The 23,158-nt window shown below is 63.0% G+C and carries 24 protein-coding genes and 1 pseudogene; 16 read left to right on the top strand and 9 right to left on the bottom strand.

Going from position 1 to position 23,158, the window contains the following annotated elements:
* The first annotated feature begins 296 nt into the window (after positions 1 to 296).
* On the top strand, positions 297 to 3,299 hold the full coding sequence (gene ileS / locus ACSSV4_RS03460; RefSeq protein WP_454273482.1) for an isoleucine--tRNA ligase: 3,003 nt from the start codon (positions 297 to 299) through the stop codon (positions 3,297 to 3,299).
* Between the two features lie 50 nt (positions 3,300 to 3,349).
* Here the strand turns inward: ileS and mazG are convergent, their stop codons facing one another.
* Entirely contained in the window at positions 3,350 to 4,171 is an 822-nt protein-coding gene (gene mazG, locus ACSSV4_RS03455) for a nucleoside triphosphate pyrophosphohydrolase (RefSeq protein ID WP_454273480.1), read from the bottom strand.
* 62 nt (positions 4,172 to 4,233) lie between these two features.
* On the opposite strand from mazG, the gene ACSSV4_RS03450 reads away from it, so the two are divergent.
* Both ACSSV4_RS03450 and speB read left to right on the top strand, forming a co-directional pair.
* Complete coding sequence (locus ACSSV4_RS03450; RefSeq protein ID WP_454273479.1) at positions 4,234 to 5,406, top strand: M20 aminoacylase family protein; 1,173 nt, start codon at positions 4,234 to 4,236, stop codon at positions 5,404 to 5,406.
* 1 nt (position 5,407) lies between these two features.
* Positions 5,408 to 6,370 carry an agmatinase gene (gene speB, locus ACSSV4_RS03445; protein ID WP_454273477.1) on the top strand — a complete coding sequence of 321 codons (963 nt, stop codon included), beginning with the start codon at positions 5,408 to 5,410 and terminating at the stop codon, positions 6,368 to 6,370.
* A 117-nt stretch (positions 6,371 to 6,487) separates the two neighbouring features.
* Here speB and grxD read toward each other — a convergent pair whose 3' ends face one another.
* The 7 genes from grxD to ccmI form a co-directional block, all read right to left on the bottom strand.
* On the bottom strand, positions 6,488 to 6,850 hold the full coding sequence (grxD, locus tag ACSSV4_RS03440) for a Grx4 family monothiol glutaredoxin (protein WP_454273475.1): 363 nt from the start codon (positions 6,848 to 6,850) through the stop codon (positions 6,488 to 6,490).
* Entirely contained in the window at positions 6,847 to 7,119 is a 273-nt protein-coding gene (locus ACSSV4_RS03435; protein ID WP_454273473.1) for a hypothetical protein, read from the bottom strand. The genes grxD and ACSSV4_RS03435 overlap by 4 nt, the downstream gene beginning before the upstream one ends.
* Positions 7,120 to 7,125: 6 nt before the next feature.
* Positions 7,126 to 7,362, bottom strand: a complete 237-nt coding sequence (locus ACSSV4_RS03430; RefSeq protein WP_454273471.1) for a BolA family protein — start codon at positions 7,360 to 7,362, stop codon at positions 7,126 to 7,128.
* A gap of 71 nt (positions 7,363 to 7,433) precedes the next feature.
* Positions 7,434 to 8,018 (bottom strand): type III secretion system chaperone, encoded by a 585-nt coding sequence (locus ACSSV4_RS03425; protein ID WP_454273469.1) that lies wholly within the window; start codon positions 8,016 to 8,018, stop codon positions 7,434 to 7,436.
* Between the two features lie 83 nt (positions 8,019 to 8,101).
* The gene (locus ACSSV4_RS03420) at positions 8,102 to 8,338 is read right to left on the bottom strand and encodes a DUF1289 domain-containing protein (RefSeq protein WP_454273467.1); all 237 of its coding nucleotides are present in this window, start codon (positions 8,336 to 8,338) and stop codon (positions 8,102 to 8,104) included.
* Positions 8,328 to 8,810 carry a Holliday junction resolvase RuvX gene (gene ruvX / locus ACSSV4_RS03415; RefSeq protein ID WP_454273465.1) on the bottom strand — a complete coding sequence of 161 codons (483 nt, stop codon included), beginning with the start codon at positions 8,808 to 8,810 and terminating at the stop codon, positions 8,328 to 8,330. The genes ACSSV4_RS03420 and ruvX overlap by 11 nt, the downstream gene beginning before the upstream one ends.
* Positions 8,807 to 10,039: a c-type cytochrome biogenesis protein CcmI gene (gene ccmI / locus ACSSV4_RS03410; protein WP_454273463.1), complete on the bottom strand. Its 1,233-nt coding sequence runs from the start codon at positions 10,037 to 10,039 to the stop codon at positions 8,807 to 8,809. Before ccmI ends, ruvX begins: the two co-directional genes overlap by 4 nt.
* Positions 10,040 to 10,253: 214 nt before the next feature.
* Between ccmI and ACSSV4_RS03405 the strand changes: the two genes are divergently transcribed.
* The 9 genes from ACSSV4_RS03405 (at position 10,254) to rarD (ending at position 18,400) form a co-directional block, all read left to right on the top strand.
* On the top strand, positions 10,254 to 11,498 hold the full coding sequence (locus ACSSV4_RS03405; RefSeq protein WP_454273461.1) for a sarcosine oxidase subunit beta family protein: 1,245 nt from the start codon (positions 10,254 to 10,256) through the stop codon (positions 11,496 to 11,498).
* Positions 11,498 to 11,860: a hypothetical protein gene (locus tag ACSSV4_RS03400; RefSeq protein ID WP_454273460.1), complete on the top strand. Its 363-nt coding sequence runs from the start codon at positions 11,498 to 11,500 to the stop codon at positions 11,858 to 11,860. Before ACSSV4_RS03405 ends, ACSSV4_RS03400 begins: the two co-directional genes overlap by 1 nt.
* The gene (locus ACSSV4_RS03395) at positions 11,854 to 12,183 is read left to right on the top strand and encodes a sarcosine oxidase subunit delta (RefSeq protein ID WP_454273458.1); all 330 of its coding nucleotides are present in this window, start codon (positions 11,854 to 11,856) and stop codon (positions 12,181 to 12,183) included. Before ACSSV4_RS03400 ends, ACSSV4_RS03395 begins: the two co-directional genes overlap by 7 nt.
* A 62-nt stretch (positions 12,184 to 12,245) precedes the next feature.
* On the top strand, positions 12,246 to 15,257 hold the full coding sequence (locus ACSSV4_RS03390) for a sarcosine oxidase subunit alpha family protein (protein ID WP_454273456.1): 3,012 nt from the start codon (positions 12,246 to 12,248) through the stop codon (positions 15,255 to 15,257).
* Positions 15,250 to 15,819, top strand: coding sequence for a sarcosine oxidase subunit gamma (locus ACSSV4_RS03385; protein WP_454273454.1), 570 nt, complete (start codon positions 15,250 to 15,252; stop codon positions 15,817 to 15,819). Before ACSSV4_RS03390 ends, ACSSV4_RS03385 begins: the two co-directional genes overlap by 8 nt.
* Positions 15,820 to 15,930: 111 nt before the next feature.
* Positions 15,931 to 16,530 (top strand): superoxide dismutase, encoded by a 600-nt coding sequence (locus tag ACSSV4_RS03380; protein ID WP_454273452.1) that lies wholly within the window; start codon positions 15,931 to 15,933, stop codon positions 16,528 to 16,530.
* A gap of 155 nt (positions 16,531 to 16,685) precedes the next feature.
* Complete coding sequence (locus ACSSV4_RS03375; RefSeq protein WP_454273450.1) at positions 16,686 to 16,916, top strand: hypothetical protein; 231 nt, start codon at positions 16,686 to 16,688, stop codon at positions 16,914 to 16,916.
* Positions 16,916 to 17,374 (top strand): baeRF12 domain-containing protein, encoded by a 459-nt coding sequence (locus ACSSV4_RS03370; RefSeq protein WP_454273449.1) that lies wholly within the window; start codon positions 16,916 to 16,918, stop codon positions 17,372 to 17,374. The genes ACSSV4_RS03375 and ACSSV4_RS03370 overlap by 1 nt, the downstream gene beginning before the upstream one ends.
* Positions 17,375 to 17,503: 129 nt before the next feature.
* Positions 17,504 to 18,400: an EamA family transporter RarD gene (gene rarD / locus ACSSV4_RS03365; RefSeq protein WP_454273448.1), complete on the top strand. Its 897-nt coding sequence runs from the start codon at positions 17,504 to 17,506 to the stop codon at positions 18,398 to 18,400.
* Here rarD and ACSSV4_RS03360 read toward each other — a convergent pair.
* Complete coding sequence (locus tag ACSSV4_RS03360) at positions 18,361 to 18,912, bottom strand: LOG family protein (protein ID WP_454273871.1); 552 nt, start codon at positions 18,910 to 18,912, stop codon at positions 18,361 to 18,363. The two genes, rarD and ACSSV4_RS03360, sit on opposite strands and share 40 nt — an antisense overlap.
* Positions 18,913 to 19,015: 103 nt before the next feature.
* Between ACSSV4_RS03360 and ACSSV4_RS03355 the strand changes: the two genes are divergently transcribed.
* The 4 genes and pseudogenes from ACSSV4_RS03355 to ACSSV4_RS03340 form a co-directional block, all read left to right on the top strand.
* Positions 19,016 to 20,320 carry a LysM peptidoglycan-binding domain-containing protein gene (locus ACSSV4_RS03355; RefSeq protein ID WP_454273446.1) on the top strand — a complete coding sequence of 435 codons (1,305 nt, stop codon included), beginning with the start codon at positions 19,016 to 19,018 and terminating at the stop codon, positions 20,318 to 20,320.
* A gap of 70 nt (positions 20,321 to 20,390) precedes the next feature.
* On the top strand, positions 20,391 to 22,223 hold the full coding sequence (locus ACSSV4_RS03350; protein ID WP_454273445.1) for an ABCB family ABC transporter ATP-binding protein/permease: 1,833 nt from the start codon (positions 20,391 to 20,393) through the stop codon (positions 22,221 to 22,223).
* A 165-nt stretch (positions 22,224 to 22,388) separates the two neighbouring features.
* On the top strand, positions 22,389 to 22,973 hold the full coding sequence (locus tag ACSSV4_RS03345; protein ID WP_454273444.1) for an HNH endonuclease: 585 nt from the start codon (positions 22,389 to 22,391) through the stop codon (positions 22,971 to 22,973).
* A 22-nt stretch (positions 22,974 to 22,995) separates the two neighbouring features.
* Positions 22,996 to 23,109: pseudogene (locus tag ACSSV4_RS03340) on the top strand (IS3 family transposase); the annotation flags it as partial.
* Positions 23,110 to 23,158: the final 49 nt, after the last annotated feature.

Raw genomic sequence — 23,158 nt, 5'->3', positions numbered from 1 at the left:
GGGGGAAGTGTCATCATCCGGCTAGACCGGATGATCATCTGGCCGGGAGATCCTCGGGTCAGGCCCGAGGATGACGACGCAGTGCACCGGGGCGGGTCCGCGTGCGTCATCGCCCTCTGGACGTTGCCGTTCGCCCCCCCTATAAGGCGGGCCATGACGCAGACCTTCGCGATCATTATTCGAATTACATGCCCGGCGCTCTGACCCTATCGAGCCGCCGGGATCACAGGCGTTTGAGCCATCGCGCCGCCCCAGACCCCCAGATTTTCAACACCCCGTGACAAAGGACGTCACCCATGTGTTATGACATGCCCGACTACAAAGACACCCTGAACCTGCCGCAGACCGAGTTTCCGATGCGCGCGGGCCTGCCCAAGCGCGAGCCGGAATGGCTCGCCCGATGGGAAGAGATCGGCATCTACGAGCGGCTGCGCGAGCGGGCGGAGGGCCGTGCGCCCTTTACCCTGCACGATGGCCCTCCTTATGCCAACGGCCACCTGCATATCGGTCACGCGCTGAACAAGATCCTCAAGGACATGGTGGTGCGCTCGCAGCAGATGATGGGCCGCGACGCGCGCTATATCCCCGGCTGGGATTGCCACGGTCTGCCCATCGAATGGAAGATCGAGGAACAGTACCGCGCCAAGGGCATGGACAAGGACAAGGTCGATATCGTCGATTTCCGGCAGGAATGCCGCAAGTTCGCCGAGGGCTGGATCGATATCCAGCGTGAGGAATTCAAGCGGCTGGGGATCACCGGCTGTTGGGACCGGCCTTACCTAACGATGGATTTCCGCGCCGAGCGGATCATCGCGGAGGAATTCCAGAAGTTCTTGATGACCGGCGTGCTCTATCAGGGCTCCAAGCCCGTGATGTGGTCGCCGGTCGAGAAAACCGCGCTGGCCGAGGCGGAGGTGGAGTATCACGACAAGGAGAGCTTTACGGTTTGGGTGAAGTTCAAAGTCAGTGATTTCTCAGTTGGTGCTCCCGTTGTCGCTGACAAACCAGATGGAACTTTGAGCGATAATGCCAAGGCAGAGTACAAAGGTGCGGGTGACCTGAAGGGCGCCTTCATCGTCATCTGGACCACGACCCCTTGGACCATCCCATCCAACAAGGCCGTGGTCTATGGCGCTGACATTTCCTATGGCCTCTACGAGGTGACTGGCACGCCCGGTGAATGCTGGGCCAATGTGGGCGACAAGTTCATCCTTGCGGACAAGCTGGCCGGGGACGTGATGACCCGCGCTCGTCTGGAGGAAGGGATGTATACGCGCCTGCGCGACGTCACCGCCGATGAGCTGGCGGGCCTGTCGCTGCAACACCCGCTCGCCGGGGCAGAAGGCTCAAACGGCGAATGGGATGCCCCCCGCGATTTTCGGGCCGCTGATTTCGTCACCGATGAGGAGGGCACGGGATTTGTCCATTGCGCGCCGAGCCACGGGATGGAGGAATACGAGCTCTATCGCGGGCTCGGGATGCTGGGGCAGGTGATCACCTACAACGTGCTTGACGATGGGTCGTTCCGCCCGGATCTGCCGTTCTTTGGCGGCAAATTCATTCTTGATCGCAAGGGGAAAGAGGGCAACGCCAACAAGGCCGTCATCGACAAGCTGGTGGAGGTCGGCGGGCTGCTGGCGCGGGGCAAGATCAAGCACAGCTATCCGCATAGCTGGCGCTCCAAGGCGCCGGTGATCTATCGCAACACGCCGCAATGGTTTGCCGCCATCGACCGCGCGGTCGGTGACGGGCAGGACGAATACGGCACCACCATCCGCGAGCGTGCGCTCAGATCCATCGACGAGTTGGTGACATGGACGCCGAAAACCGGGCGCAACCGGCTCTATTCCATGATCGAGGCGCGGCCCGACTGGGTGCTCTCGCGTCAACGTGCCTGGGGCGTGCCGCTCACCTGCTTCACGAAGAAGGGGGCCACGCCCACCGATCCCGATTACCTCTTGCGCAACGCCGAGGTGAACGCGCGCATCCTTGCGGCCTTCGAGGCCGAAGGGGCGGATGCGTGGTATAAAGCGGGGGCCAAGGAGCGGTTCCTGGGCGGCATCGTCAACCCGGACGATTGGGACAAGGTCGACGACATTCTCGATGTGTGGTTCGATTCCGGCTCCACCCATGCCTTCGTGCTGCGCGACCGCGACGACGGGTCCGAGGACGGCATCGCCGATCTTTACCTCGAAGGCACCGATCAGCATCGCGGCTGGTTCCATTCCTCGATGTTGCAGGCCTGCGGCACCATCGGGCACGCGCCCTATCGCGGGGTGCTCACCCACGGGTTCACGCTGGACGAGAAGGGCAACAAGATGTCCAAATCGCTCGGCAACACCGTGGCGCCCGAGGATGTGACCAAGCAATACGGGGCCGATATCCTGCGGCTCTGGGTGGCGCAGGCGGATTACACGGCCGATCTGCGCATCGGGCCCGAGATCCTCAAGGGCGTGGCCGATGGCTATCGCCGCTTGCGCAACACGATGCGTTTCATGCTGGGCGGGCTGAGCCATTTCAGCGAGGCGGACCGCGTTGAACACTCGGAGATGCCGGAGCTGGAGCAATGGGTGCTGCACCGGCTGGCCGAGCTGGATCACAAGGTGAGGATGGGCTATGAAGCCTATGATTTTCAAGGTGTCTTCCAGCAGATATTCAACTTCGCCACGATCGAGCTGTCAGCCTTTTATTTCGACATCCGCAAGGACGCGCTCTATTGCGATGGCGATACTGCACGTCGCCGTGCGGCGCGGACGGTGCTTGATCTGCTCTTCCACCGGCTGACCACCTGGCTTGCGCCGGTGCTGGTCTTTACCATGGAAGAGGTCTGGCTGGAGCGCTTCCCTGGCGCGCAAAGCTCGGTGCATCTGACCGATATCCCGGACACCCCCGCCGACTGGCTGAACGAACCGCTGGCGGCGAAATGGGCGCAGGTGCGCCAAGCGCGGCGCGTGGTGACGGCGGCGCTGGAGGTGCAGCGCAGCGACAAGGTGATCGGGGCCTCACTGGAGGCGGCCCCCATCGTGCATGTGCGCGATACGGGCATGCTGGCGGCGCTGAAGTCGGTTAACTTCGAGGATATCTGCATCACCTCGGACATCACCCTCACTGACACGCCGCGCCCCGATGAGGCGTTCCGCCTGCCCGAAGTGGATACGGTCGGCGTGGTCTTTGCCAAGGCGGACGGTGAGAAATGTCAGCGTTGCTGGAAGATTCTGCCGGATGTGGGCAATCACGCCCATCCCGGCACCTGCAAACGCTGCGATGCCGCGTTGTCCAACATTAAGATTGAGGCGTAAACCGAAGGATTATTAAGGTATTGTTGCCAAGAAGAAGACGCAGGCGAGGCTCAGGCCTCGCCGCGTTCTTCGGCCTTGGCGCGGTTCCAGAGCGCGTCCATCTCCGTAAGATCCGACTGATCGGGTGTCATGCCCGCCTCGGATAACAGCGCCTCGATCCGCTCGAACCGGCGGGTGAATTTCGCGTTGGCGCGGCGCAGAGCGGTTTCTGGGCACAGATGCATGTGCCGTGCGAGATTGGCCATGACGAACAGGAGATCGCCGAATTCCTCTTCGACCTTGTCTTGTGTTAGATGCTCTGCGGCCTCGTGAAGCTCTTCAACTTCTTCCTGTATCTTGCTGAGAACGTGAGAGGTTTCAGGCCAGTCAAAGCCCACGCGTGCGGCGCGTTTCTGCAGCTTGACGGCCCGCAGCAGGGCCGGAAGCCCGAGCGCCACCCCGTCGAGCGTGCCGGATTTGGCCTCGGCTGCCCGCTCGGTGGCCTTGATCGCCTCCCAGTCGCGGGTCTGTTGTTCGGCGCTCTTGTCACGGCTCTCGGCCCCGAAGACATGCGGATGCCGCGCGACCATCTTGTCGGAAATCGCATTGGCCACGTCCTCGACATTGAAGAACCCGCGATCCTGCGCGATCTGCGCGTGAAAGATCACCTGCAGCAGCAGATCGCCCAATTCGCCGCGCAATCCCGGCCAGTTTTCCTGTTCGATGGCATCGGCGACTTCGTAAGCCTCTTCAATGGTATAGGGGGCGATGCTTGCAAAGTCCTGCTCGATATCCCAGGGGCAGCCGGTCTCGGGATCGCGCAACCGCGCCATGATGGCGATCAGGCGCGGCATGCCGCCTTTGGGGTCGTGAATGAGCGTGTCGTCAGGCATTGCAGCGGCCTCTGCTTTGGGGTTGAGTGGACCCTGACGCGAGAAGGAAAGGATGTCCAGAGATGGCCGTGATCAACCGCATAGCGGGCTTTGCCGATGAGATGACCACCTGGCGCAGGCACCTGCATGCCAATCCCGAAATCGGATTCGACTGTCATGAGACGGCAGCCTTCGTGGTCGAGCGGTTGCGGGAGTTCGGGATCACCCAGATCGAGACGGGCGTTGCCGAGAGCGGCGTCGTCGCGGTGATCGAGGGGCAGGGCGAGGGCCCCTGCATCGGCTTGCGCGCCGATATGGACGCGCTGCCGATGGAGGAGATCACCGGGGTCGAGTATGCCAGCCAACGCCCCGGAAAGATGCATGCATGTGGCCATGACGGGCATACCACCATGCTTCTCGGTGCGGCCAAGTACCTTGCCGAAACACGGAACTTCGCGGGCAAGGTGGTGCTGATCTTTCAACCCGCCGAAGAGGGGCCGGGCGGTGGCCGCGTGATGGTCGAGGAGGGTGTCCTGACCCGTCACGCAGTGGACCAGGTCTATGCGCTGCATACCTTGCCGGGCGCGCCGGAGGGCACGTTCGAGACGACGCCGGGGCCGATCATGGCGGCGGTGGATACGCTGCATGTGGACGTGATCGGGCAAGGCGGGCACGGTGCCTTTCCGCATGAGACGCGCGATCCGGTGATCGCTGCCGTGGCGATCGTGCAGGCCATCCAGACGATCATAACAAGGAACCGTAACCCTTTGGATGATCTGGTGATTTCGGTCACGCAGATCCATACCGGCAGTGCCGACAACGTCATTCCCGAGACCGCCTATATCAACGCCACAATCCGCACCTTCAGCCCTGAGGTTCAGGCGATGGTGCACCGGCGGCTGCGCGAGGTCGCCGAGGGCACGGCGGCGGCGCATGGCGTGCGCGCGGAGGTGAGAATCGACTTGGGCTATCCGGCGACGCTGAACGATGCCGACAAGACTGGCTTTGCCGCAGAGGTGGCGCGGGAGGTCGCGGGGGCCGACGCAGTGATCGCGGATCGCACCCGCGAAATGGGGGCCGAGGATTTCTCCTACATGCTGCAGGAGCGCCCGGGCTGTTATCTGTTCCTGGGCCAAGGCGACGGGCCGGGTCTGCATCATCCGGGGTTTAATTTCAACGATGCTGTAGCCCCGGCCGGGGCGTCGTTCTTTGCCCGGCTGGTGGAGCGGGCACAGCCGGTGAACGGAGGGGCGTGATATGGCGCTGGAAGATGCGAAAACACAAGTCGATCAGGCGTTTACGCGCGAAACCTCGCGTGGTCTGAGTTATGAGAATACCTTTGGTGGGGCGCTGTCCTTTGCGCGGCGGCGCTATACCAAGGATCTGACCGGCGTGGATGTGGCGATCACCGGGGTGCCGTTTGATCAGTCGGTGACCAACCGTCCGGGCACGCGGTTGGGGCCGCGCGCCATTCGCGAGGCGAGTGCGTTGCAGGTGTTCGATCCGCCTTATGGGTGGGACGGGTATGATCCGCTCTCAAGCCTCAGCATTGTGGATTATGGCGATCTGGCGTTTGATTACGCCAAGATCGCCGAGTTTCCCGAAGCGCTGACGGCGCATATCCGGGGCATCCTCGACGCCGGTGCGGCAACCATCACGCTTGGCGGCGATCACTATATTTCTCTTCCGATTCTAAAGGCTTACGTGGAGAAGTTCGGGCCCGTGGCACTGGTTCAGTTCGATGCGCATTCCGATACTTGGGTCGATGACGACATGGGGCGGATCGATCATGGCACGATGTTCTACAAGGCGGTGAAACTGGGGCTGATCGACGTCGAGCGGTCGGTGCAGGTGGGCATTCGCACGGTGAACCCTGACACGATGGGCATCACGACCATCGACGCGCGCGAGGTGCATCTGGAGGGCCCGGTCAGAACCGCAAGCAAGATCAAGGAGATCGTCGGCGATGCTCAGGTCTACATGACCTTCGATATCGACGCGCTGGACCCGGCATATGCGCCCGGCACGGGCACGCCGGTCTGGGGCGGGCTTACCTCGGCGCAGGCGGCGATCATGCTGCGCGATCTGGCCGACATTAACCTGCTGGGCGGCGATGTGGTGGAGGTGTCGCCGCCTTTTGATACGACCGGGTCCACGGCGATTGCCGGGGCGCATGTGGCGATGGAAATGCTGTGCCTCTGGGGCTGGACGCGGCAATGAGGTGGGCTGCCCGTCCTGCGTGATCGCCCGGCTTGACCGGACAGTCTGGTGGCCGGGAGATCCTCGGGTCAAGCCCGAGGATGACCGGTGACTGCCCGAGGAGGAAGGTCCATTCGCTCAGGCGTTGGCTTCGCGGATTTTCTCGGCGGCGGCCTTGTCATAGGTGACGCCGTTCTGCTCGAAGAGCTGGTCAAGCTCGCCCGAGAGGGTCATCTCGGTGATGATGTCGCAGCCGCCGACGAATTCGCCCTTGACGTAGAGCTGCGGGATGGTCGGCCAGTCTGAATAATCCTTGATGCCCTGACGGATTTCCTCGTCGGCGAGCACGTTCACATCGGCGAAATCGACGCCCATGTAGTTGAGAACGCCCGCCACGCGGCTGGAGAAGCCGCATTGCGGCATGTCCTTTGTGCCCTTCATGTAGAGCACCACGTCGGCGGATTTTACGGTTTCCTCGATGCGGGATTTTGCGTCGGTCATGTGCGGCTATCCTGTTCGTTGGTATCAGCGGGATCGGATTGGGTGCTGGCGGTGTCGTCGCCGTCGCCGGGGGTGTATCTCTCGGGATCGTAGCTTTCGTCATCCTCGGCGATGGCACCCACATGGGTAGTATTTGTTTCAGGGTCGTAAGTCAGCCCGTATTCGGCGCGCCCCTCACGCTTGAACCGGCTGTATTCCGACCATGTGGCGTAGACGAAGACCGCCACGAAGGGCAACAGCAGGAAAGCGACGATCAGGCGGACGTCCAAAACGGGTTACTCCGGGGCCTTTGTGGTGAGCGCGAGCGCATGCACCGCGCCGTTGGGGCCGTCCATCCTGCCCTTGAGCGCGGCATAGACCGCGCGCTGCTGCTGCACGCGGTTCATCCCGCGAAAGCTCTCGTCGATCACCTCTGCCGAGAAGTGCACGCCGTCGTCACCTTCGACCCGGATGCGGGCATTCGGCAGGGCTTCGCGGATCAACGCTTCAAGATCCGAGGCGAGCATGGCCATGGTCGTCTCCTTCGTCACGGTCTATCTCTGATTTAGAGCGCGACCGACCCGAGCGCAAGGGACCGTGACGGCTAGATCTCCTGACCCTTCTTCAGCAGGTCGTCGATCAACTGCCGTTGCAGCGCGCCGCTGTCGCCGCCGCCATAGCGCAGCGCGCCGCTTGAATACAGCGTGCCATAGCTCTGCGCGAGGTTCACCACCTGGCCGAGCCCGGAAATGAGCTGATCCTTTTCAAGCGGTGTCAGCGGGTGGATATAGGCAGACCAAAGGATCTCCTTGGCGATGGCGTAGCGCGCGTCGAGCGCTGTGTCAAAATTGGCCTGAAGGATGCGCTGCATGTCCTCGGCCGAGACCTCGTCGGCCTTGGCGATGGGGGTGATGGCGCGCATGCGGTCGGCGGCCTCGTCGGTGACGATCAGTACCTGCACCTCGTTGATGGTGAGCTGCCACATGGTGCCGTTTGATTGCGCCTCGGGGTCGAGCGCGCGCACGATCGCGTCGAGCCGGTCGAGCGTCATGGGGCCTTCGGGCGTGGCGGCGGGGGCGCTGTCGGAGGGAGGCTCAGGGATCGTCTCCGGCGCGGGTGCGGTCTCTTGTGCGGCAAGGCTCACCGGAAGCAACAGCAGGCTGGCGAGTAGGATCAGGGGGCGGAGCATCTGCGCGTCCTTTCATGGCGTTGGTCGAGCCTGCCACAGCGCGGACGGGCACGCCATGCCGCTCCGGAAAACGTGAAAGCGCGTCAGCCGCGCGACAGCCGCGCCGCGCGGCCGCCCCGACGCTTTTTCAGCAGTCCGGCGCGGTCGGGCAGGGCGGCCATCACCTCGCGCCGCTCAGCGCCGCTCATTTTCGACCAGCGGGTGATCTCGTCGATGGAGCGCAGACAGCCGGTGCAGATCCGTGCCTCGGGGTGCACCACGCAGACCCGGACGCAGGGGCTTTCGACCTCATCGCGCTGCCACGGTGTTTCATCCGTCATGTTCTGCCCTCATATGCCTCATCCGGTCCAGCACCCCTTGCAGGATATAGCTTGCCGCGACGCTGTCGATCACCTCTGCGCGACGCTTTCTGGTCGCATCCGCCTCCAGCAGGGCCCGTTCGGCGGCCACCGTGGACAGGCGTTCGTCCCAGAAACCGATTGGCCGGTCGGTCAGCGCGGCCAGATTGCGGGCAAAAGCGCGGGTGGATTGGCACCTTGGCCCCTCGCTTCCGTCCATGTTGCGCGGCAGGCCGAGGATCACGCCGCCCACCTCGCGCGCCGCGATCACCTCCAGCAGATGCGCGGCATCGAGGCCGAATTTGCGGCGCTTCACGGTCTCATGCGGGCTTGCCACCGACCAAAGCCGGTCTGACAGCGCCACGCCGATTGTCTTTGTCCCCAGATCAAGGCCCATTATCGCGCGCGCGCGCGGCAGGGCGGCGGCGAACCCGGCGATATCCTCGACGATCACTCTGCCACACCTGCGTTCTCCGCCGCCGCCCGCACGGTGGCAAGACGGCGCGGGAACTCGGCAAAGACCGCCTGCGCTTCGGTCCAGATGCGGCGCGCGCGGCCTGTCTCGCCCAGCACGCCATAGGCGTTGATCAGCCGGGCCCACTCGTCGGCGGTGCCGCCCTCTTGCGCAAGTCGGTTGGCCAGTTCCGCGACCATGCCCCGGATCAACTCCTGCCGGGCTTCGGGGTCCATGTCCTCGGCGGCCTCGATATCACCTGCCGAGGGACCGGGCGCGCCCACGGACGGCGGCAATCCATAACGTTCGCCTGCCCGCGCCGCCAATTCTTCGATGCCTGCCCGGATCGGCGGCACCCAGGGCGCGTCGGGCGTGCTGTCCTCCAGGAGGTCGCGCCACAGCCGGAACGCTGCATCGGGTCGGTCGATCTGCGTCATGTAAAGGCCAAGGTAGAATCGCGCGGTCGGCGCGCGCGGGTCGCGGTCGAGGGCTTCGCGCAGCGCCGCCTCGGCATCGCTCGAGACATAGCCGCTCGTGGCGTTGATCATCAACTCGGCCAGCGTGGCGTAATCCTCCGCGTTCGCGCCGTCTCCCTTGACCTCGATCAGCTGTGCCTGCGCTCGGCGCGCGGCCTCCATGTTGCCGAGCGCCGCCTCGCTGCGCACCAAAAAGCGCAAGCCCTGCTGATCCTCGGGCCGCTCCGCCACCGTTTCGCGCAGCCGCTCGACCAGCGCCATATATTCGTCGCTGGTGCCGTCGGGCCGGGCGGTGTCCTGCGGGGCAAAGCGGACCTCGGCCGCCGCCTGATCCAGGCGTTCGGCGCGCGCCGCCTCGGAATTAGCGATCCGCGTGGCCATCGGCAGGTCGCCGTAACCCGGCGCGCCGATCTTCGAATAAAGCAACACGCCACCGCCGGTGATCATTGCCACCACGACGCCGGCCATCGCCACCCCGAGCGCCTTTGGTTGCCCGCCGCTCTCGCCGCCCGCGCGCAGCTGCGCATCTGCGGCGAGGATCTTGCGCGACACCTCGGCGCGCAGCCGTTCGGCATCCTCGGCCTCCAGCACGCCACGTTTCGTATCACGCTCGATCTCGCGCAGCTGATCGCGGTAGACGTCGAGGTCATAGGCCGCAGGTGGCGCCTCGCCCACCCGGCCACGCATGAGCGTCAGCCCCAATATGGCCCCGACCCCGATTGCAAGGGCCGCCACGATGATCCAGAATACCATTGTCTCTCCTCGGGTGACTGCCCCCATGTAACGACCCGCAGCGGCGGAAAAAAGAGGCAGATGGTCACTTGGCCGAGGGTGGGGCGCGCCCCGATGTCGCAATGTCGCTATTGATACGCAAATCGCCGCCCCGGGTATCCTTTCCCCGGGCCGTCCATCGCATTACGGTGCCAACGCTACGCCCCTTGCGAATCCACCAACCCCGAGAGCGCGCATGAAACACTATTCCGCCTTTGCCGTCGCCCGAGAGGCGCTCCGCTACCACATGGGATGGGAGCGGGCATGGGCCTCGCCCGAGCCCAAAAAGAAATACGATGTCATCATCGTGGGCGCGGGCGGTCATGGCCTCGCCACCGCCTATTACCTCGGCAAGAATTTCGGCATCACCAATGTCGCGATTTTGGAGAAGGGCTGGCTTGGCGGCGGCAATACTGGCCGCAACACCACGATCATCCGCTCCAACTACCTGCAAGACCCCTCGGCGGCGATCTATGAGAAATCCCGCTCGCTCTACGAGACGCTGAGCCAGGATTTCAACTACAACATCATGTATTCGCCCCGCGGAGTGATCATGCTGGCGCAAACCGAGCATGAGGTGCGCGGCTATCAGCGCACGGCCCATGCCAATGCGCTCCAGGGCGTGACCACCGAATTCATCTCGCCCCAGCGGGTCAAGGAAATCGTCCCGATCATCAATCTCGACGGCCCGCGCTATCCGGTGCTGGGCGGCCTCTGGCAGGCGCGTGCGGGCACGGCGCGGCATGACGCCGTGGCCTGGGGCTATGCCCGGGCCTGCTCGGCCATGGGCATGCACATCATCCAGAAATGCGAAGTCACCGGGATCAGCCGTGACGGCGACAAGGTCACAGGTGTCACCACCAATCGCGGCGATATCGCCTGTGACAAGCTGGGGCTGGTCGTCGCCGGTCACTCCGGCCACCTCGCCGACATGGCGGGCTTCCGCCTGCCCATCGAGAGCGTCGCCCTGCAAGCGCTGGTCTCCGAGCCGATCAAGCCCTGCATGGATTGCGTCGTCATGGCCAACACCGTGCATGGCTACATGTCGCAGTCCGACAAGGGCGAGATGGTCATCGGCGGCGGCACCGACGGCTACAACAACTACACGCAGAGGGGCAGTTTCCACCATATCGAGGAGACCGTGCGCGCCCTGATCGAGACCTTCCCGATGGTCGCCCGCCTCAAGATGCTGCGCCAATGGGGCGGCATCGTGGACGTCACCGGCGACCGCTCGCCGATCCTCTCGAAAACCCCGGTCGATGGCATCTTCATCAACTGCGGCTGGGGCACGGGCGGGTTCAAGGCCATCCCCGGCTCCGGCTGGGGCTTTGCCGAACTGATGGCCAAGGGCCACTCGCCGCTCTGCGACGAGTTTGGCCTCGACCGCTTCTATCAGGGGCGGTTTATTGATGAATCCGTGGCTGCGGGGGTGGCGCACTGATGGAGTATCCGAAGGAAGATACAATAAAGAATCGCCTGAGACCCTACGCTATTGTTCTGTGGATTGCGTCAGGTTTGCTATTGGGACTCGGCATGTTTCTCGATTGGACCGGACTGGTTCCCGAGGCGCTTTCCCGAGCCGGTGCTCTTTCTGTTCTTCTAGCTCTTGCCGTATTCTTCTACTTGGAAAAGAGAGAGTTTTTGACCGGCAATCCCGCACATCTTTTTGACAGTGCGGGTCATGTCGTTCCCAAGGGCATAATTGGTCCTCATGTGACTTGGACTACAATACTGGGTTCTTTCACAGCCATTTTCGGGGATTTAATCGTGTCGCTTTTGAAATGTGGAGCAATGAAATGCTAATCCTCACCTGCCCCTGCTGCGGCGTTACGGGCGAAGAGACGGAATTCCACCAAGGCGGCGAGGCGCATCTCAAGCGTTTCGGCCCCGGCTCGGCGGATGATGAGTTCCACACCTACATGTTCGCCAAGGAAAACCCCAAAGGCGCGCATTTCGAACGCTGGCGGCATAACAACGGCTGCGGCAAGTGGTTCATCATGGCCCGCGATACCGTGACGCTCGAGGTCTACGGCAGCTATCCCGCCCAGACCCATGAGCCGCCCAAACATATCCGCGATGCGATCACCGCCAAACGCCCCGGCTGGACATGGCGCGACTTCGCATGAGCTTTCACCGTTCCAAAAATACTCACAACACGACGCCCGCACCGGGCACGAGGGTTTAAGACATGAGCACGCGTCTGGCCAAGGGTGGCCGCCTCCTCGACAAGGGCCGCGCCCTTCACTTCACCTTCAACGGCAAGCGCCTCAAGGGCCATGCCGGCGATACGCTCGCCTCGGCCCTTCTGGCCAATGATCAGATGCTGGTCGGGCGTTCGTTCAAATACCACCGCCCGCGTGGCATTGTGGCAAGCGGGGCCGAAGAGCCCAACGCGCTCGTCCATCTGGGCGAGGGTGCGCGCATGGAACCCAACCAGCGCGTCACCACGACCGAATTGTTCGACGGCCTGACCGCGACATCGCAAAACCACTGGCCCAGCCTTGAGTATGACATTGGCGCGGTCAACACGCATCTCGCGCGCTTCCTGCCTGCGGGCTTTTACTACAAGATGTTCATCCACCCGCGCCCCTTCTGGAAGCATGTCTACGAGCCGTTCATCCGCCAATCGGCAGGCTTGGGCAAGGCGACCAACCCCGGCGACCCCGACCGGTATGAGCATTTCTACTTCTTCTGCGACGTGGCCGTGATCGGTGGCGGCGTGGCGGGCCTGCAATCCGCCCTCGCGGCGGCAGAGGCCGGGGCCAAGGTGCTGCTGATGGAACAAACCGCCCATTGGGGCGGCCGCGCGCCGGTTGATGGCGGCGAGATTGATGGCCAGCCCGCCGAGGATTGGATCACCGCCACCATCGCCAAACTGCGCGACATGCCCAATGTCACCCTGCGCCTGCGCTGCATGGGGGCAGGGGTCTATGACCACGGCTATCTTCTGGGCTACGAGCGCGTGAATGACCACGCGCCCAGCACCGATACCCCCCGCCACCGCCTCTGGCGCATCCGCGCAGGCCAGATCATCACCGCCACTGGCGCGATTGAACGCCCGCTCAGCTTTGCGGGCAATGACATCCCCGGCGTAATGCTGGCCTCGGCCATCCGCGACTATGCGGTGAATTATGGCGTTTCCATCGGCGACCGCACCGTCGTCGTCACCAATAACGACGATGCCTACCGCACCGCGATCACGCTTAAGAAATTGGGTCTGGAAATCCCCGCCATCCTCGACGCCCGCCAATCGGGCGGCGGCGCTCTGGCGGCAGAGGCCCGCGCGCTTGGCATCCGCGTGGAAAACGGCAAGGGCATCGCCAAGGTCAAAGGCGGCAAGCGCGTGACAGGCGTCGCCATTTGCGCCCAGGCAGGCGAAGGCGCGGTGCTGGAAGAGATCAAATGCGACGCGGTCGCCATGTCCGGCGGCTGGTCGCCTGTGGTCCACCTCTGGTCCCATTGCGGCGGCAAACTCCTCTGGGATAGCGCACAAGCGCATTTCCGCCCCGACCCCGCCAATCCCCCGCGCGGTGCGCAGGGCGAGGCGTTTGTGGTCGTCGCAGGCTCGGCCAACGGCAACCTTGATCTGGCGGCCGCGCTCACCGACGCCGACACTGCCGGTAAAACCGCGGCCAAGGCCATGGGCCACGACACCAAATCCACCAAGGCCCCCACCGCCACCGCAACAGACGAAGCGGCGCTCGAGGCGGTCTGGCTCATGCCCCAAGGCGCCAATATCAAGCTGCGGATGAAATCCTGGCTCGATTACCAGAACGATGTGAAGGTTTCCGACGTTCAATTGGCGGCCCGCGAAGGCTATGAGAGCGTCGAGCACGCCAAGCGTTACACCACGCTCGGCATGGCCACCGATCAGGGCAAGCTCAGCAATATCAACGGCTTGGCGATCCTCTCGGATGCCCTCGGTCAGCCCATCCCGCAGACCGGCACCACCACCTTCCGCCCGCCCTATACGCCGATTTCCCTCTCGGCCATCGCAGGGGCGGCGCGCGACGCCGTGTTCCAGCCGATCCGCAAGACCCCGATCCACGGCTGGCACGAGGCCAACAACGCCCATTTCGAACCCGTGGGCCAGTGGCGCCGCCCCTATTGCTTCCCCAAGGGCGAGGAAACCCACCGCGATGCCGTGAACCGCGAGATCAACCAGACCCGCGCGCGTCTCGGCCTGCTCGACGCCTCCACCCTTGGAAAGATCATCGTCAAGGGACCGGACGCCGGTAAATTCCTCGACATGCTCTACACCAATGTGATGAGCAGCCTGAAACCCGGCAAATGCCGCTATGGCCTGATGTGCAACGAAAACGGCTTCCTCATGGATGACGGCGTCGTGGCGCGCATCGACGAGGATACATTCCTCTGCCACACCACCACCGGCGGCGCGGAATCGATCCACGGGCATATGGAGGATTGGCTGCAATGCGAATGGTGGGACTGGAAGGTCTACACCGCCAACGTGACCGAGCAATATGCGCAAATCGCCGTCGTCGGCCCCAAGGCCCGCGAAACGCTTGCAAAACTGACCACCGATGACCTCAGCAACGACGCGCTGCCGTTCATGGGCTGGGCCGATCTCACACTGGCAGGCATGCCGGTGCGCGCCTATCGCATCTCTTTCTCCGGCGAGTTGAGCTATGAAATCGCCGTTCCCGCCAGCCATGGCCGCGCCCTCTGGGATGCGCTCTTGGACGCCGGGGCAGAACATGGCGTCACCCCCTATGGCACCGAAGGCCTGCACGTCATGCGCGCCGAAAAGGGCTTCATCATGATTGGCGATGAAACCGACGGCACCGTGATCCCCCAGGATTTGGGCATGGGCTGGGCGATTTCCAAGAAGAAAGACGACTACCTTGGCAAACGCGCGCAGGAACGCTCGCATATGGCCGATCCGAACCGCTGGAAACTGGTGGGCCTCGAAACGCTCGACGGCTCGGTCCTGCCCGATGGGGCCTATGCTACGGCCTCTGGTCACAATGCCAACGGCCAACGCATGACCCAAGGTCGCGTGACCTCGACCTATTACTCGCCCACGCTTGGGCGCGGTATTGCCATGGGGCTGGTCCATAACGGCCCCGACCGCATGGGCGACGTGCTGGAGTTTCCAAAGATCGACGGCGGTATCGTGAAAGCGAAGATCGTCGATCAGGTGTTTTACGACAAGGACGGGGAGAAGCAGAATGTCTGAGGCCGTCACCCCCCTGAACGGGGCCCGCTTTGAGGGGCTCGCCACCATCATGGATGCGGGCCTGACCGGCATGATCACGCTGCGGGGCGATCTGTCGTCGAAAGAGGTCAAGGCCGCCGTGCAAAAGGCCGTGGGCCTCGACGTGCCTGCACAGCGTCAGGCGCTGAGCGGGCAGGGGACTGCGGTGCTCTGGATGTCGCCGGACGAGCTCTTGCTGATCTGCGCCTATGACGGGGTGGCCGAGACGATTGCCACGCTGGAAGAGGCGCTCAAGGGCCAGCATTTCCTCGCGGTCAACGTTTCGGACGCGCGCACCTACATGCAGGTCTCGGGCGATGGAGCGCGCGAGGTGCTGGCCAAGCTTTGCCCGGTGGACCTGTCGCCGGCGGCCTTTACCCCCGGCATGTTCCGGCGCACCCGGATGGCGCAGGTGCCCGCCGCGTTCTGGCTGGATGAGGATGGCGCCTTCCATCTCATCTGCTTCCGCTCGGTGGCCGACTATGCCTTCAACCTACTGAAAACAGCGGCCCTGCCGGGGGGCGAGGTGGGCGTTTACGGTTGAACCCCGGCAATCCCGACAGAAAAACTCCGACGCGCAGGGTTGACCTTTGCCCGATCCGCCCACCATGTAAGGGACATCAGATTTTAACACCAACGAACAGGGGGCATACCCATGGCTTTCGAACTTCCCGACCTTCCGTATTCGCACGATGCGCTCGCTGATCACGGCATGAGCCGCGAGACGCTGGAATACCACCACGACATCCACCACAAGGCCTATGTCGACAACGGCAACAAGGCCGTCGCTGGCACCGAGTGGGAGGGCAAGTCGGCTGAAGAGATCATCAAGGGCACTTATGATCCCAAGGCCGTCGCGCAGTCGGGCATCTTCAACAACGCCTCGCAATACTGGAACCACAACCAGTTCTGGGAGATGATGGCGCCGGGCGGCACCGGCATGCCGGGGGAACTGGAAAAGGCGATCACCGAAAGCTTCGGTTCGCTCGACAAGTTCAAGGAAGATTTCGCCGCCGCCGGGGCAGGTCAGTTTGGCTCGGGTTGGGCGTGGCTCGTCAAGGATACCGATGGCAGCCTCAAGGTCACCAAGACCGAGAACGGCGTGAACCCGCTCTGCTTTGGTCAGACTGCGCTGCTGGGCTGTGACGTGTGGGAGCATTCCTACTACATCGACTTCCGCAACAAGCGCCCGGCCTATCTCCAGAACTTCCTCGACAACCTGGTGAACTGGGAAAACGTCGCCTCGCGTATGTGATCCGGAGTCGGTCGGCTTTTGCAAGGCCCGCCATTCTGGCGGGCCTTGATATTTGAAGTGATATGATAAAGCTTTGATCCAACCGGATTTTCGGACGGAACCTACAGGCTCTCCAAACGTTTTCATCAAGAAGGGAAATTCAAAAGGAGATACCCATGGCCGACCGTGTGAAATCGAAGGATGGCAGCCGGGAAACCGAACAGATCCTTGGAGAGAAGCCGGAAAACCTTGAGAAAGCTCCCTCGGCCGCCGGTCGCGCCGGTGGTGAGGTCGCCCGCAAGGTGGGCACGCGTGACGAGAAGAAACGGCACGACGAGACCTCTGCGGGCAAGACGCGGGGAACTGCTCAGGATCAGGACGAGAGCGGCGACAAGGAGAAGATGTGATGGCTGTCCTGACCAACGGAACCTGGGTGTTGATCGCGGACGGGGAAAAGGCGCTCGTCCTGCGCAACACCGTCGATGCCATGGCACCGTCGCTTGAGGTTGTCCGCAAGAACGAACAGGAGAACCCGTCGGATTATGCCCAATCCGCCAACCGGCCCGGTCGCATGCACGATACCGGGGTAGAGCAGACGTCGGCAATGGACGATACCGACTGGCACGAACTGGCCAAAGAGCGCTTTGCGCACGAACTCTCCGATATGCTCTACAAATACGCGCATCGCGGCGCGTTCGAGCGCATCGTGCTGGTTGCGGCGCCGCATGCATTGGGCGACTTGCGCAAGGCCCTGCACAAGGAAGTGAGCGACAAGGTTGTGGCCGAGATTCCTAAGGATCTCACCGATCACCCTCTCGACAAGATCGAGACCATGCTCAAGGCCGAACTCGACCCCAAGCTCTGAACCAGCCTGCGCGCTGGCGCTGCTTCACGAAACCCGCAGGCGAAACCAGCCGCTTGTGCGCTTTCGCCTTGCCCCCGCCGCCCGCTTGCGGCAGCACAGGGGCAGGGTGAAAGACGAGGCGGGAAGATCATGCGAGAGGCGACCAAGGGGATTATCGCGATGGTCGCCACATGCACGGTCTGGGGCCTGTCGGGCATCTATTACAAGCTTCTGGATCACATCTCGCCCATTGAGATCCTCGCGCATCGCACGCTCTGGTCCTGCTTGTTCTTCGCCTTCGTTCTTCTGGTTCAGGGGAGAATTTCAATTCTTGGACAGGCACTTGCCGGGCGACGTTCAATCCTTCTGATCGGCTTCGCGGCGCTGATGATCTCCACCAACTGGTTCGTCTTCATCACCTCGATTCAGGTCGGGCGCGCGATGGAGGCCTCGCTTGGCTACTACATCTTCCCGCTGGTGGCGGTGCTTCTGGGCGCGATTGCCTTCCGCGAACGCCTCGGCAAGGCTCAGATTTTCGCCGTGTGCCTTGCGCTCTGCGCGGTCGTGACGTTGACCATCGGGCTTGGTGTTCCGCCTTGGATCGCGCTCATTTTGGCGTCGAGTTTTGGCCTATATGGCCTTGTAAAAAAAGGGCTTTCCGTCGGCCCCGTGGTTTCGGTGACCGCCGAGGTTTTGCTCCTCTCGCCAATCGCGCTGACAGTTCTTTGGTATTTCCACGCGGATGGCCACGGGGCCTTCGGTATCAACTGGCAGGACAGCCTGCTCTTGGCATTTTCCGGCATCCTCACGGGCACTCCGCTGATCATGTTCAGCTATGCCACCAAGCGCGTCACACTGGCCACGGTGGGACTGGTGCAATACCTGAACCCCACCCTGCAATTCCTTGTTGCCACACTTATTTTCCAGGAGGCATTCAGCTTCTGGCACGCCGTGGCCTTCGCGATGATCTGGACCGCACTTGCGATCTACACCACCGCGAGCCTGCGTCAGGACAGGGCGGCGCGCAGGGCGATCCTCAAATCCTGAATGGTTTCAACCGTCTGCACAAAGCTTTTGAGGTTGTCTGCGGCGAACCCCTCGGCGATAACATGCTCCAGGATTTGCATGAGAGGCGACCAGTAACCCTCGGTATTCATTAAATAGATCGGCTTTTCATGCAGGCCGAGCTGGCGCCACGTCAGAACTTCGAAGAACTCGTCCAGAGACCCCGCGCCGCCGGGCAGCACGACGATGGCATCAGAATTCATGAACATCACCTTCTTGCGTTCATGCATGGTCTCGGTCACGACGTATTGCGTCATGTTACGTGTGCAGACCTCAAGACCCACAAGATGTTCCGGAATCACGCCAAAGGTCTTGCCGCCCGCCTGCTGCGCCGCCCGTGCCGTAGCCCCCATCAGTCCCACATCCCCTGCGCCATAGACCAGCCGCCAACCGTTCTCGGCCAACATCTTGCCCGTATTGGTCGCGACCTGCATATATGTCGGACGATTGCCTAGACGTGCGCCGCAAAAGACACAGACGGATCGTTCTGACATGGCATCACTCCGGGCTGAACAAGCGTTGCTTTGACCCCTGATAGCCTTGTTGATATGCTCCGACAACCGGGCGCGGTGCCACGGCAGGGGATGTTGAAAAAAGATGAGCAAATTCGCCGGTTTAGGGGCTGGGCCTGCTGCGGGTGCTGTCGCTGTGGCCGTGGCGGCGCTGGTCGCGGCCGGGGTGTATCTCTATCGTGGCGCCGAGCCCGAGACCACGCAGGCCACCGCGACACAGCGAGCCGCGCCAGAGCCCGAAGCGCCAGAGCCCGCCGCCTCCGAGCCGGTCGCCACTGTCGAACCCGCCCCGAAAGATGCCACGGCGCACACGCCGCAGCCCGCGCCAGAGGCACCCGCCACGCCGGATATGCCGATGCCGCCCGCCATCGATACCTTCCGGATGGAGCCAGACGGCCAGATGATCATTGCCGGACGCGGCACCCCCGGTTGGGACGTGTCGATTCTGATCGACGAGGATACCATGGGCAGCGCCGCGCCCGACGGGTCCGGAAAATTCGTTCAGTTCCTCGAGGTTCCAGGCAGTTCCGTGCCGCGCGTCCTGACCTTGACCATGCGCTCAACCGAGGATGGGCGCGAGGTCAGGTCAACCGATGAGATCCTGATCGCCCCGACCCCACAGCCCAAGCCCGCCGAGGCTGCAACCGCATCGGCGACAGCACCCGAACCCGACGAGCGTGACCCTGAGGACAGCGCCGCCGCGCCTGCCGAAGCGCCCGCAGAGGACGCCCCCAATGTTGCGCAGAGCGCGCCCGCTCTGCGCGAGGCTGCCGCGTCCACCAGGCAACAGCCTGCGCCCGCCACGCAAACCGCCGCCGCGCCCGAGGCGGTATCCCCGCCGGTGCCGCAACAACCCACGGTGCTGCTGTCGAACGAAACCGGCGTGCGCGTGCTGCAAGCCCCGCAGGAGCGCGCACCGGAGGTCATGTCCTCGGTCGCGCTTGATGCAATCACCTATTCCGAGGCGGGAGAGGTACAGCTGTCAGGCCGGGGCCGTGGCGACGGATTCGTCAGGATTTACCTCGACAATCAGCCGGTCACGACCTCACGTATCGAAGAGAACGGGGGCTGGCAAAGCGCGCTTCCGGATGTGGATACCGGCGTCTACACGCTGCGCGTCGATGAGGTGAGCCCGGCGGGTGACGTGATCTCGCGCGTTGAGACGCCGTTCAAGCGCGAGGATGAGGCGGTCCTTGCGACCCGCAACCAGAATCCTGACGCGCCGCAGCTCGATGTTGTCACCGTGCAGCCCGGCTCGACCCTTTGGGCGATCTCCCGCGCGCGTTATGGCGAGGGCATTCTCTATGTGCGGGTCTTCGAGGCCAATCGCGACCGCATTCGCGATCCGGACCTGATCTATCCGGGGCAGGTGTTCGAACTGCCCGATTGAGCGCGGGCTGGTCATCGGCGGATACGGGGGCTATCTGTGCCCCTCGACCCGATGAAAGGCCAGAGCCCAGATGCGCAAATCCCGCGTGACATCCTCCGAGGCATCGAGCGAGGCACCGCGCAGCGGCTGGATCACCATCCGCCGCGTGGCCCCGTACCTGTGGCCCGAGGGGCAGACATGGGTCAAGCGCCGGGTGGTCATTGCCCTGTTGCTGCTGGTCTTGGCCAAGCTGGTCTCGGTCGGCACGCCGTTCTTCTACAAGGCTGCGGTTGACGCGCTCGCGGGCGAGGGGCAGGAGGCAGCCTGGATGCTGGGGGCCGGCGCCATCGGGCTGACCGTGGCCTACGGCATGGCGCGGCTGATGAATGTGGGCTTTCAGCAATTGCGCGACGCGGTCTTTGCCCGGGTGGCGCAGCGTGCGCTGCGGGCGCTCGCCTTGCAGACCTTCCGGCATATCCACGCGATGTCGATGCGCTATCACATCACGCGCAAAACCGGCGGGCTGAGCCGGATCATCGAGCGCGGGGTGAAGGGTGTCGATTTCCTGCTGCGATTCCTGCTGTTCTCGATCGCGCCGCTGGTGCTGGAACTGCTGCTTGTCGGGATCATCCTGTGGGCGCTGTTTGATATTTGGTATCTGGTCGTTGTGGCGGCTGTCATTGCCGCCTACACCGCCTTCACCTTCAAGGTGACCGAGTGGCGCGTGCGGCTGCGGCGCGAGATGAACGACCAGGATACCGACGCCAACCAGAAGGCGATCGACAGCCTGCTGAATTACGAGACGGTCAAGTATTTCGGGGCCGAGGACCGCGAGGCGCAGCGCTATGATGCGGCGATGGCGGGCTATGAGCGCGCCGCGTTGCAGACCGCGCAGTCGCTGGCCTTTCTGAATTTCGGGCAATCCTTCCTGATCACCGGCGGGTTGATCATCGTCATGGTGATGGCGGCCATGGGGGTGCAAGATGGCAGCATGACGGTTGGCGATTTCGTCATGGTCAACGCCTACATGATCCAGATCACCATGCCGCTGAACTTTCTTGGCACGGTCTATCGCGAGATCCGGCAGGCACTGGTCGACATGGGTGAAATGTTCGAAATGTTGGAGAAGAATCCGGATGTTTCAGAAAAACCGGATGCAGATGTTCTGAACGTGAAAGGTGCCACGATTGCTTTCGATGCCGTTGAATTCGGCTATGACCCGGCGCGGCCGATTCTCAAGGGCGTGTCCTTCAATGTGGAGGCGGGGCAGACATTGGCGGTGGTGGGCCCCTCTGGCTCTGGCAAATCGACCATCGGACGGCTGCTCTTTCGGTTTTACGACGTGCAGGCGGGGGCGGTGCGCATCGACGGGCAGGATGTGCGCGCCGTGACCCAGGACAGCCTCCATGCCGCTATTGGCGTGGTGCCGCAGGATACCGTCCTGTTCAACGACACGATTGGCTACAATATCGCATATGGCCGCGACGGGGTCAGGCAGACCGAGATCGAAGAGGCGGCGCGCGCTGCACAGATCCACGACTTCATCACAAGCCTGCCCGAGGGCTACGCCACACAGGTGGGCGAGCGCGGGCTTAAGCTGTCGGGTGGCGAGAAACAGCGTGTCGGCATCGCCCGCACCCTGCTCAAGAACCCGCCGATCCTGCTGCTTGACGAGGCGACAAGCGCGCTCGATACGCAGACAGAGCGCGATATTCAGGAGGCGCTCGCACGTGCGGCAGAGGGGCGCACTGTTATCATGATCGCGCATCGCTTGTCGACGGTGGCGGGGGCCGACCGGATTGTCGTTCTGGATCAGGGGATTGTCGTCGAGGAGGGCACGCATTCGGACCTTCTGACGCGGCAGGGACGCTATGCCGCGCTCTGGCAACGGCAGGCGGCGGGGCAGGACGAGGCGGCGGCGTGATTTCTGTCATCGCAGAGTTACGTTTGCCACCTATACGACCGTCTAGATATGCTGCGATATAGCAGGCTTGCCAGAGGCCGAACACGATATATAGTGGCGTACAGGTGAGGACAATACCGCCTTACCGCATGGAACCGGGGGCCGCGAAAAAGGGCAGTTCAGACGATGGACGGGGATTTCAGAACCGAATTTGTGAGAGAGCCCGCCGCGCTGCGGCATTTCCCGGCTCTGGTGCTCAATGCGGACTACCGGCCGCTGTCATACTATCCGCTGTCGCTCTGGACGTGGCAGGAGGCGATCAAGGCGGCCTGGTCGGACCGCGTGGACATCGTGGCCGAATACGATCACTGGGTCCGCAGCCCGAGTACCGAGATACGGATACCGTCGGTCATCGTCCTCCGAGACTTTGTGAAACCTCAAAAGCGCGTGGCCTTCACGCGCTTTAATTTATTTCTGAGGGACGAATTCCGCTGTCAGTATTGCGGCGCCAAGGGCGACCTGACCTTTGACCACGTGGTGCCGCGCGCGCGCGGCGGGGTGACAAGCTGGGAGAATGTCGTAGCCGCCTGCAGCCCCTGCAACCTGCGCAAGGGCGCGCGCAGCCTGCGGCAGGTGGGGATGAGCCTGCGCAAACCGCCGCGCGCCCCGGGGGCCGAGCAACTGCGCAACATGGGCCGCAAGTTCCCGCCCAACCACCTGCACGAAAGCTGGCTGGATTTCCTGTACTGGGATGCCGAACTCGAGGCCTGAGCCGCTTTATAACCGTGGTTGCCTGAAGAAAGCGGTCTCCAAGCTCAGGGCGGAGCGAGACATCCTAATAAAAAGCCGCAGGCGTCGGCGCGAGGGAAGCGACATGAAGTTCGCCTTCATCGCGACGCATCGGCATAACCGGAAACCTCTGGAGAGCCGACTCGCCCGGCCTGCAGTATTTTTCT

It is taken from the genome of Roseovarius sp. MBR-154 (assembly GCF_053628595.1).
This window is presented reverse-complemented; position numbering and strand designations above follow the sequence as displayed.

Coding starts and splice junctions, on each gene's coding strand:
- ileS (WP_454273482.1), top strand. CDS start 297: ATGTGTTATGACATGCCCGACTACAAAGACACCCTGAACCTGCCGCAG.
- mazG (WP_454273480.1), bottom strand. CDS start 4,171: ATGCCTGACGACACGCTCATTCACGACCCCAAAGGCGGCATGCCGCGC.
- ACSSV4_RS03450 (WP_454273479.1), top strand. CDS start 4,234: ATGGCCGTGATCAACCGCATAGCGGGCTTTGCCGATGAGATGACCACC.
- speB (WP_454273477.1), top strand. CDS start 5,408: ATGGCGCTGGAAGATGCGAAAACACAAGTCGATCAGGCGTTTACGCGC.
- grxD (WP_454273475.1), bottom strand. CDS start 6,850: ATGACCGACGCAAAATCCCGCATCGAGGAAACCGTAAAATCCGCCGAC.
- ACSSV4_RS03430 (WP_454273471.1), bottom strand. CDS start 7,362: ATGGCCATGCTCGCCTCGGATCTTGAAGCGTTGATCCGCGAAGCCCTG.
- ACSSV4_RS03425 (WP_454273469.1), bottom strand. CDS start 8,018: ATGCTCCGCCCCCTGATCCTACTCGCCAGCCTGCTGTTGCTTCCGGTG.
- ACSSV4_RS03420 (WP_454273467.1), bottom strand. CDS start 8,338: ATGACGGATGAAACACCGTGGCAGCGCGATGAGGTCGAAAGCCCCTGC.
- ccmI (WP_454273463.1), bottom strand. CDS start 10,039: ATGGTATTCTGGATCATCGTGGCGGCCCTTGCAATCGGGGTCGGGGCC.
- ACSSV4_RS03405 (WP_454273461.1), top strand. CDS start 10,254: ATGAAACACTATTCCGCCTTTGCCGTCGCCCGAGAGGCGCTCCGCTAC.
- ACSSV4_RS03400 (WP_454273460.1), top strand. CDS start 11,498: ATGGAGTATCCGAAGGAAGATACAATAAAGAATCGCCTGAGACCCTAC.
- ACSSV4_RS03395 (WP_454273458.1), top strand. CDS start 11,854: ATGCTAATCCTCACCTGCCCCTGCTGCGGCGTTACGGGCGAAGAGACG.
- ACSSV4_RS03390 (WP_454273456.1), top strand. CDS start 12,246: ATGAGCACGCGTCTGGCCAAGGGTGGCCGCCTCCTCGACAAGGGCCGC.
- ACSSV4_RS03385 (WP_454273454.1), top strand. CDS start 15,250: ATGTCTGAGGCCGTCACCCCCCTGAACGGGGCCCGCTTTGAGGGGCTC.
- ACSSV4_RS03380 (WP_454273452.1), top strand. CDS start 15,931: ATGGCTTTCGAACTTCCCGACCTTCCGTATTCGCACGATGCGCTCGCT.
- ACSSV4_RS03375 (WP_454273450.1), top strand. CDS start 16,686: ATGGCCGACCGTGTGAAATCGAAGGATGGCAGCCGGGAAACCGAACAG.
- ACSSV4_RS03370 (WP_454273449.1), top strand. CDS start 16,916: ATGGCTGTCCTGACCAACGGAACCTGGGTGTTGATCGCGGACGGGGAA.
- rarD (WP_454273448.1), top strand. CDS start 17,504: ATGCGAGAGGCGACCAAGGGGATTATCGCGATGGTCGCCACATGCACG.
- ACSSV4_RS03360 (WP_454273871.1), bottom strand. CDS start 18,912: ATGTCAGAACGATCCGTCTGTGTCTTTTGCGGCGCACGTCTAGGCAAT.
- ACSSV4_RS03355 (WP_454273446.1), top strand. CDS start 19,016: ATGAGCAAATTCGCCGGTTTAGGGGCTGGGCCTGCTGCGGGTGCTGTC.
- ACSSV4_RS03350 (WP_454273445.1), top strand. CDS start 20,391: ATGCGCAAATCCCGCGTGACATCCTCCGAGGCATCGAGCGAGGCACCG.
- ACSSV4_RS03345 (WP_454273444.1), top strand. CDS start 22,389: ATGGACGGGGATTTCAGAACCGAATTTGTGAGAGAGCCCGCCGCGCTG.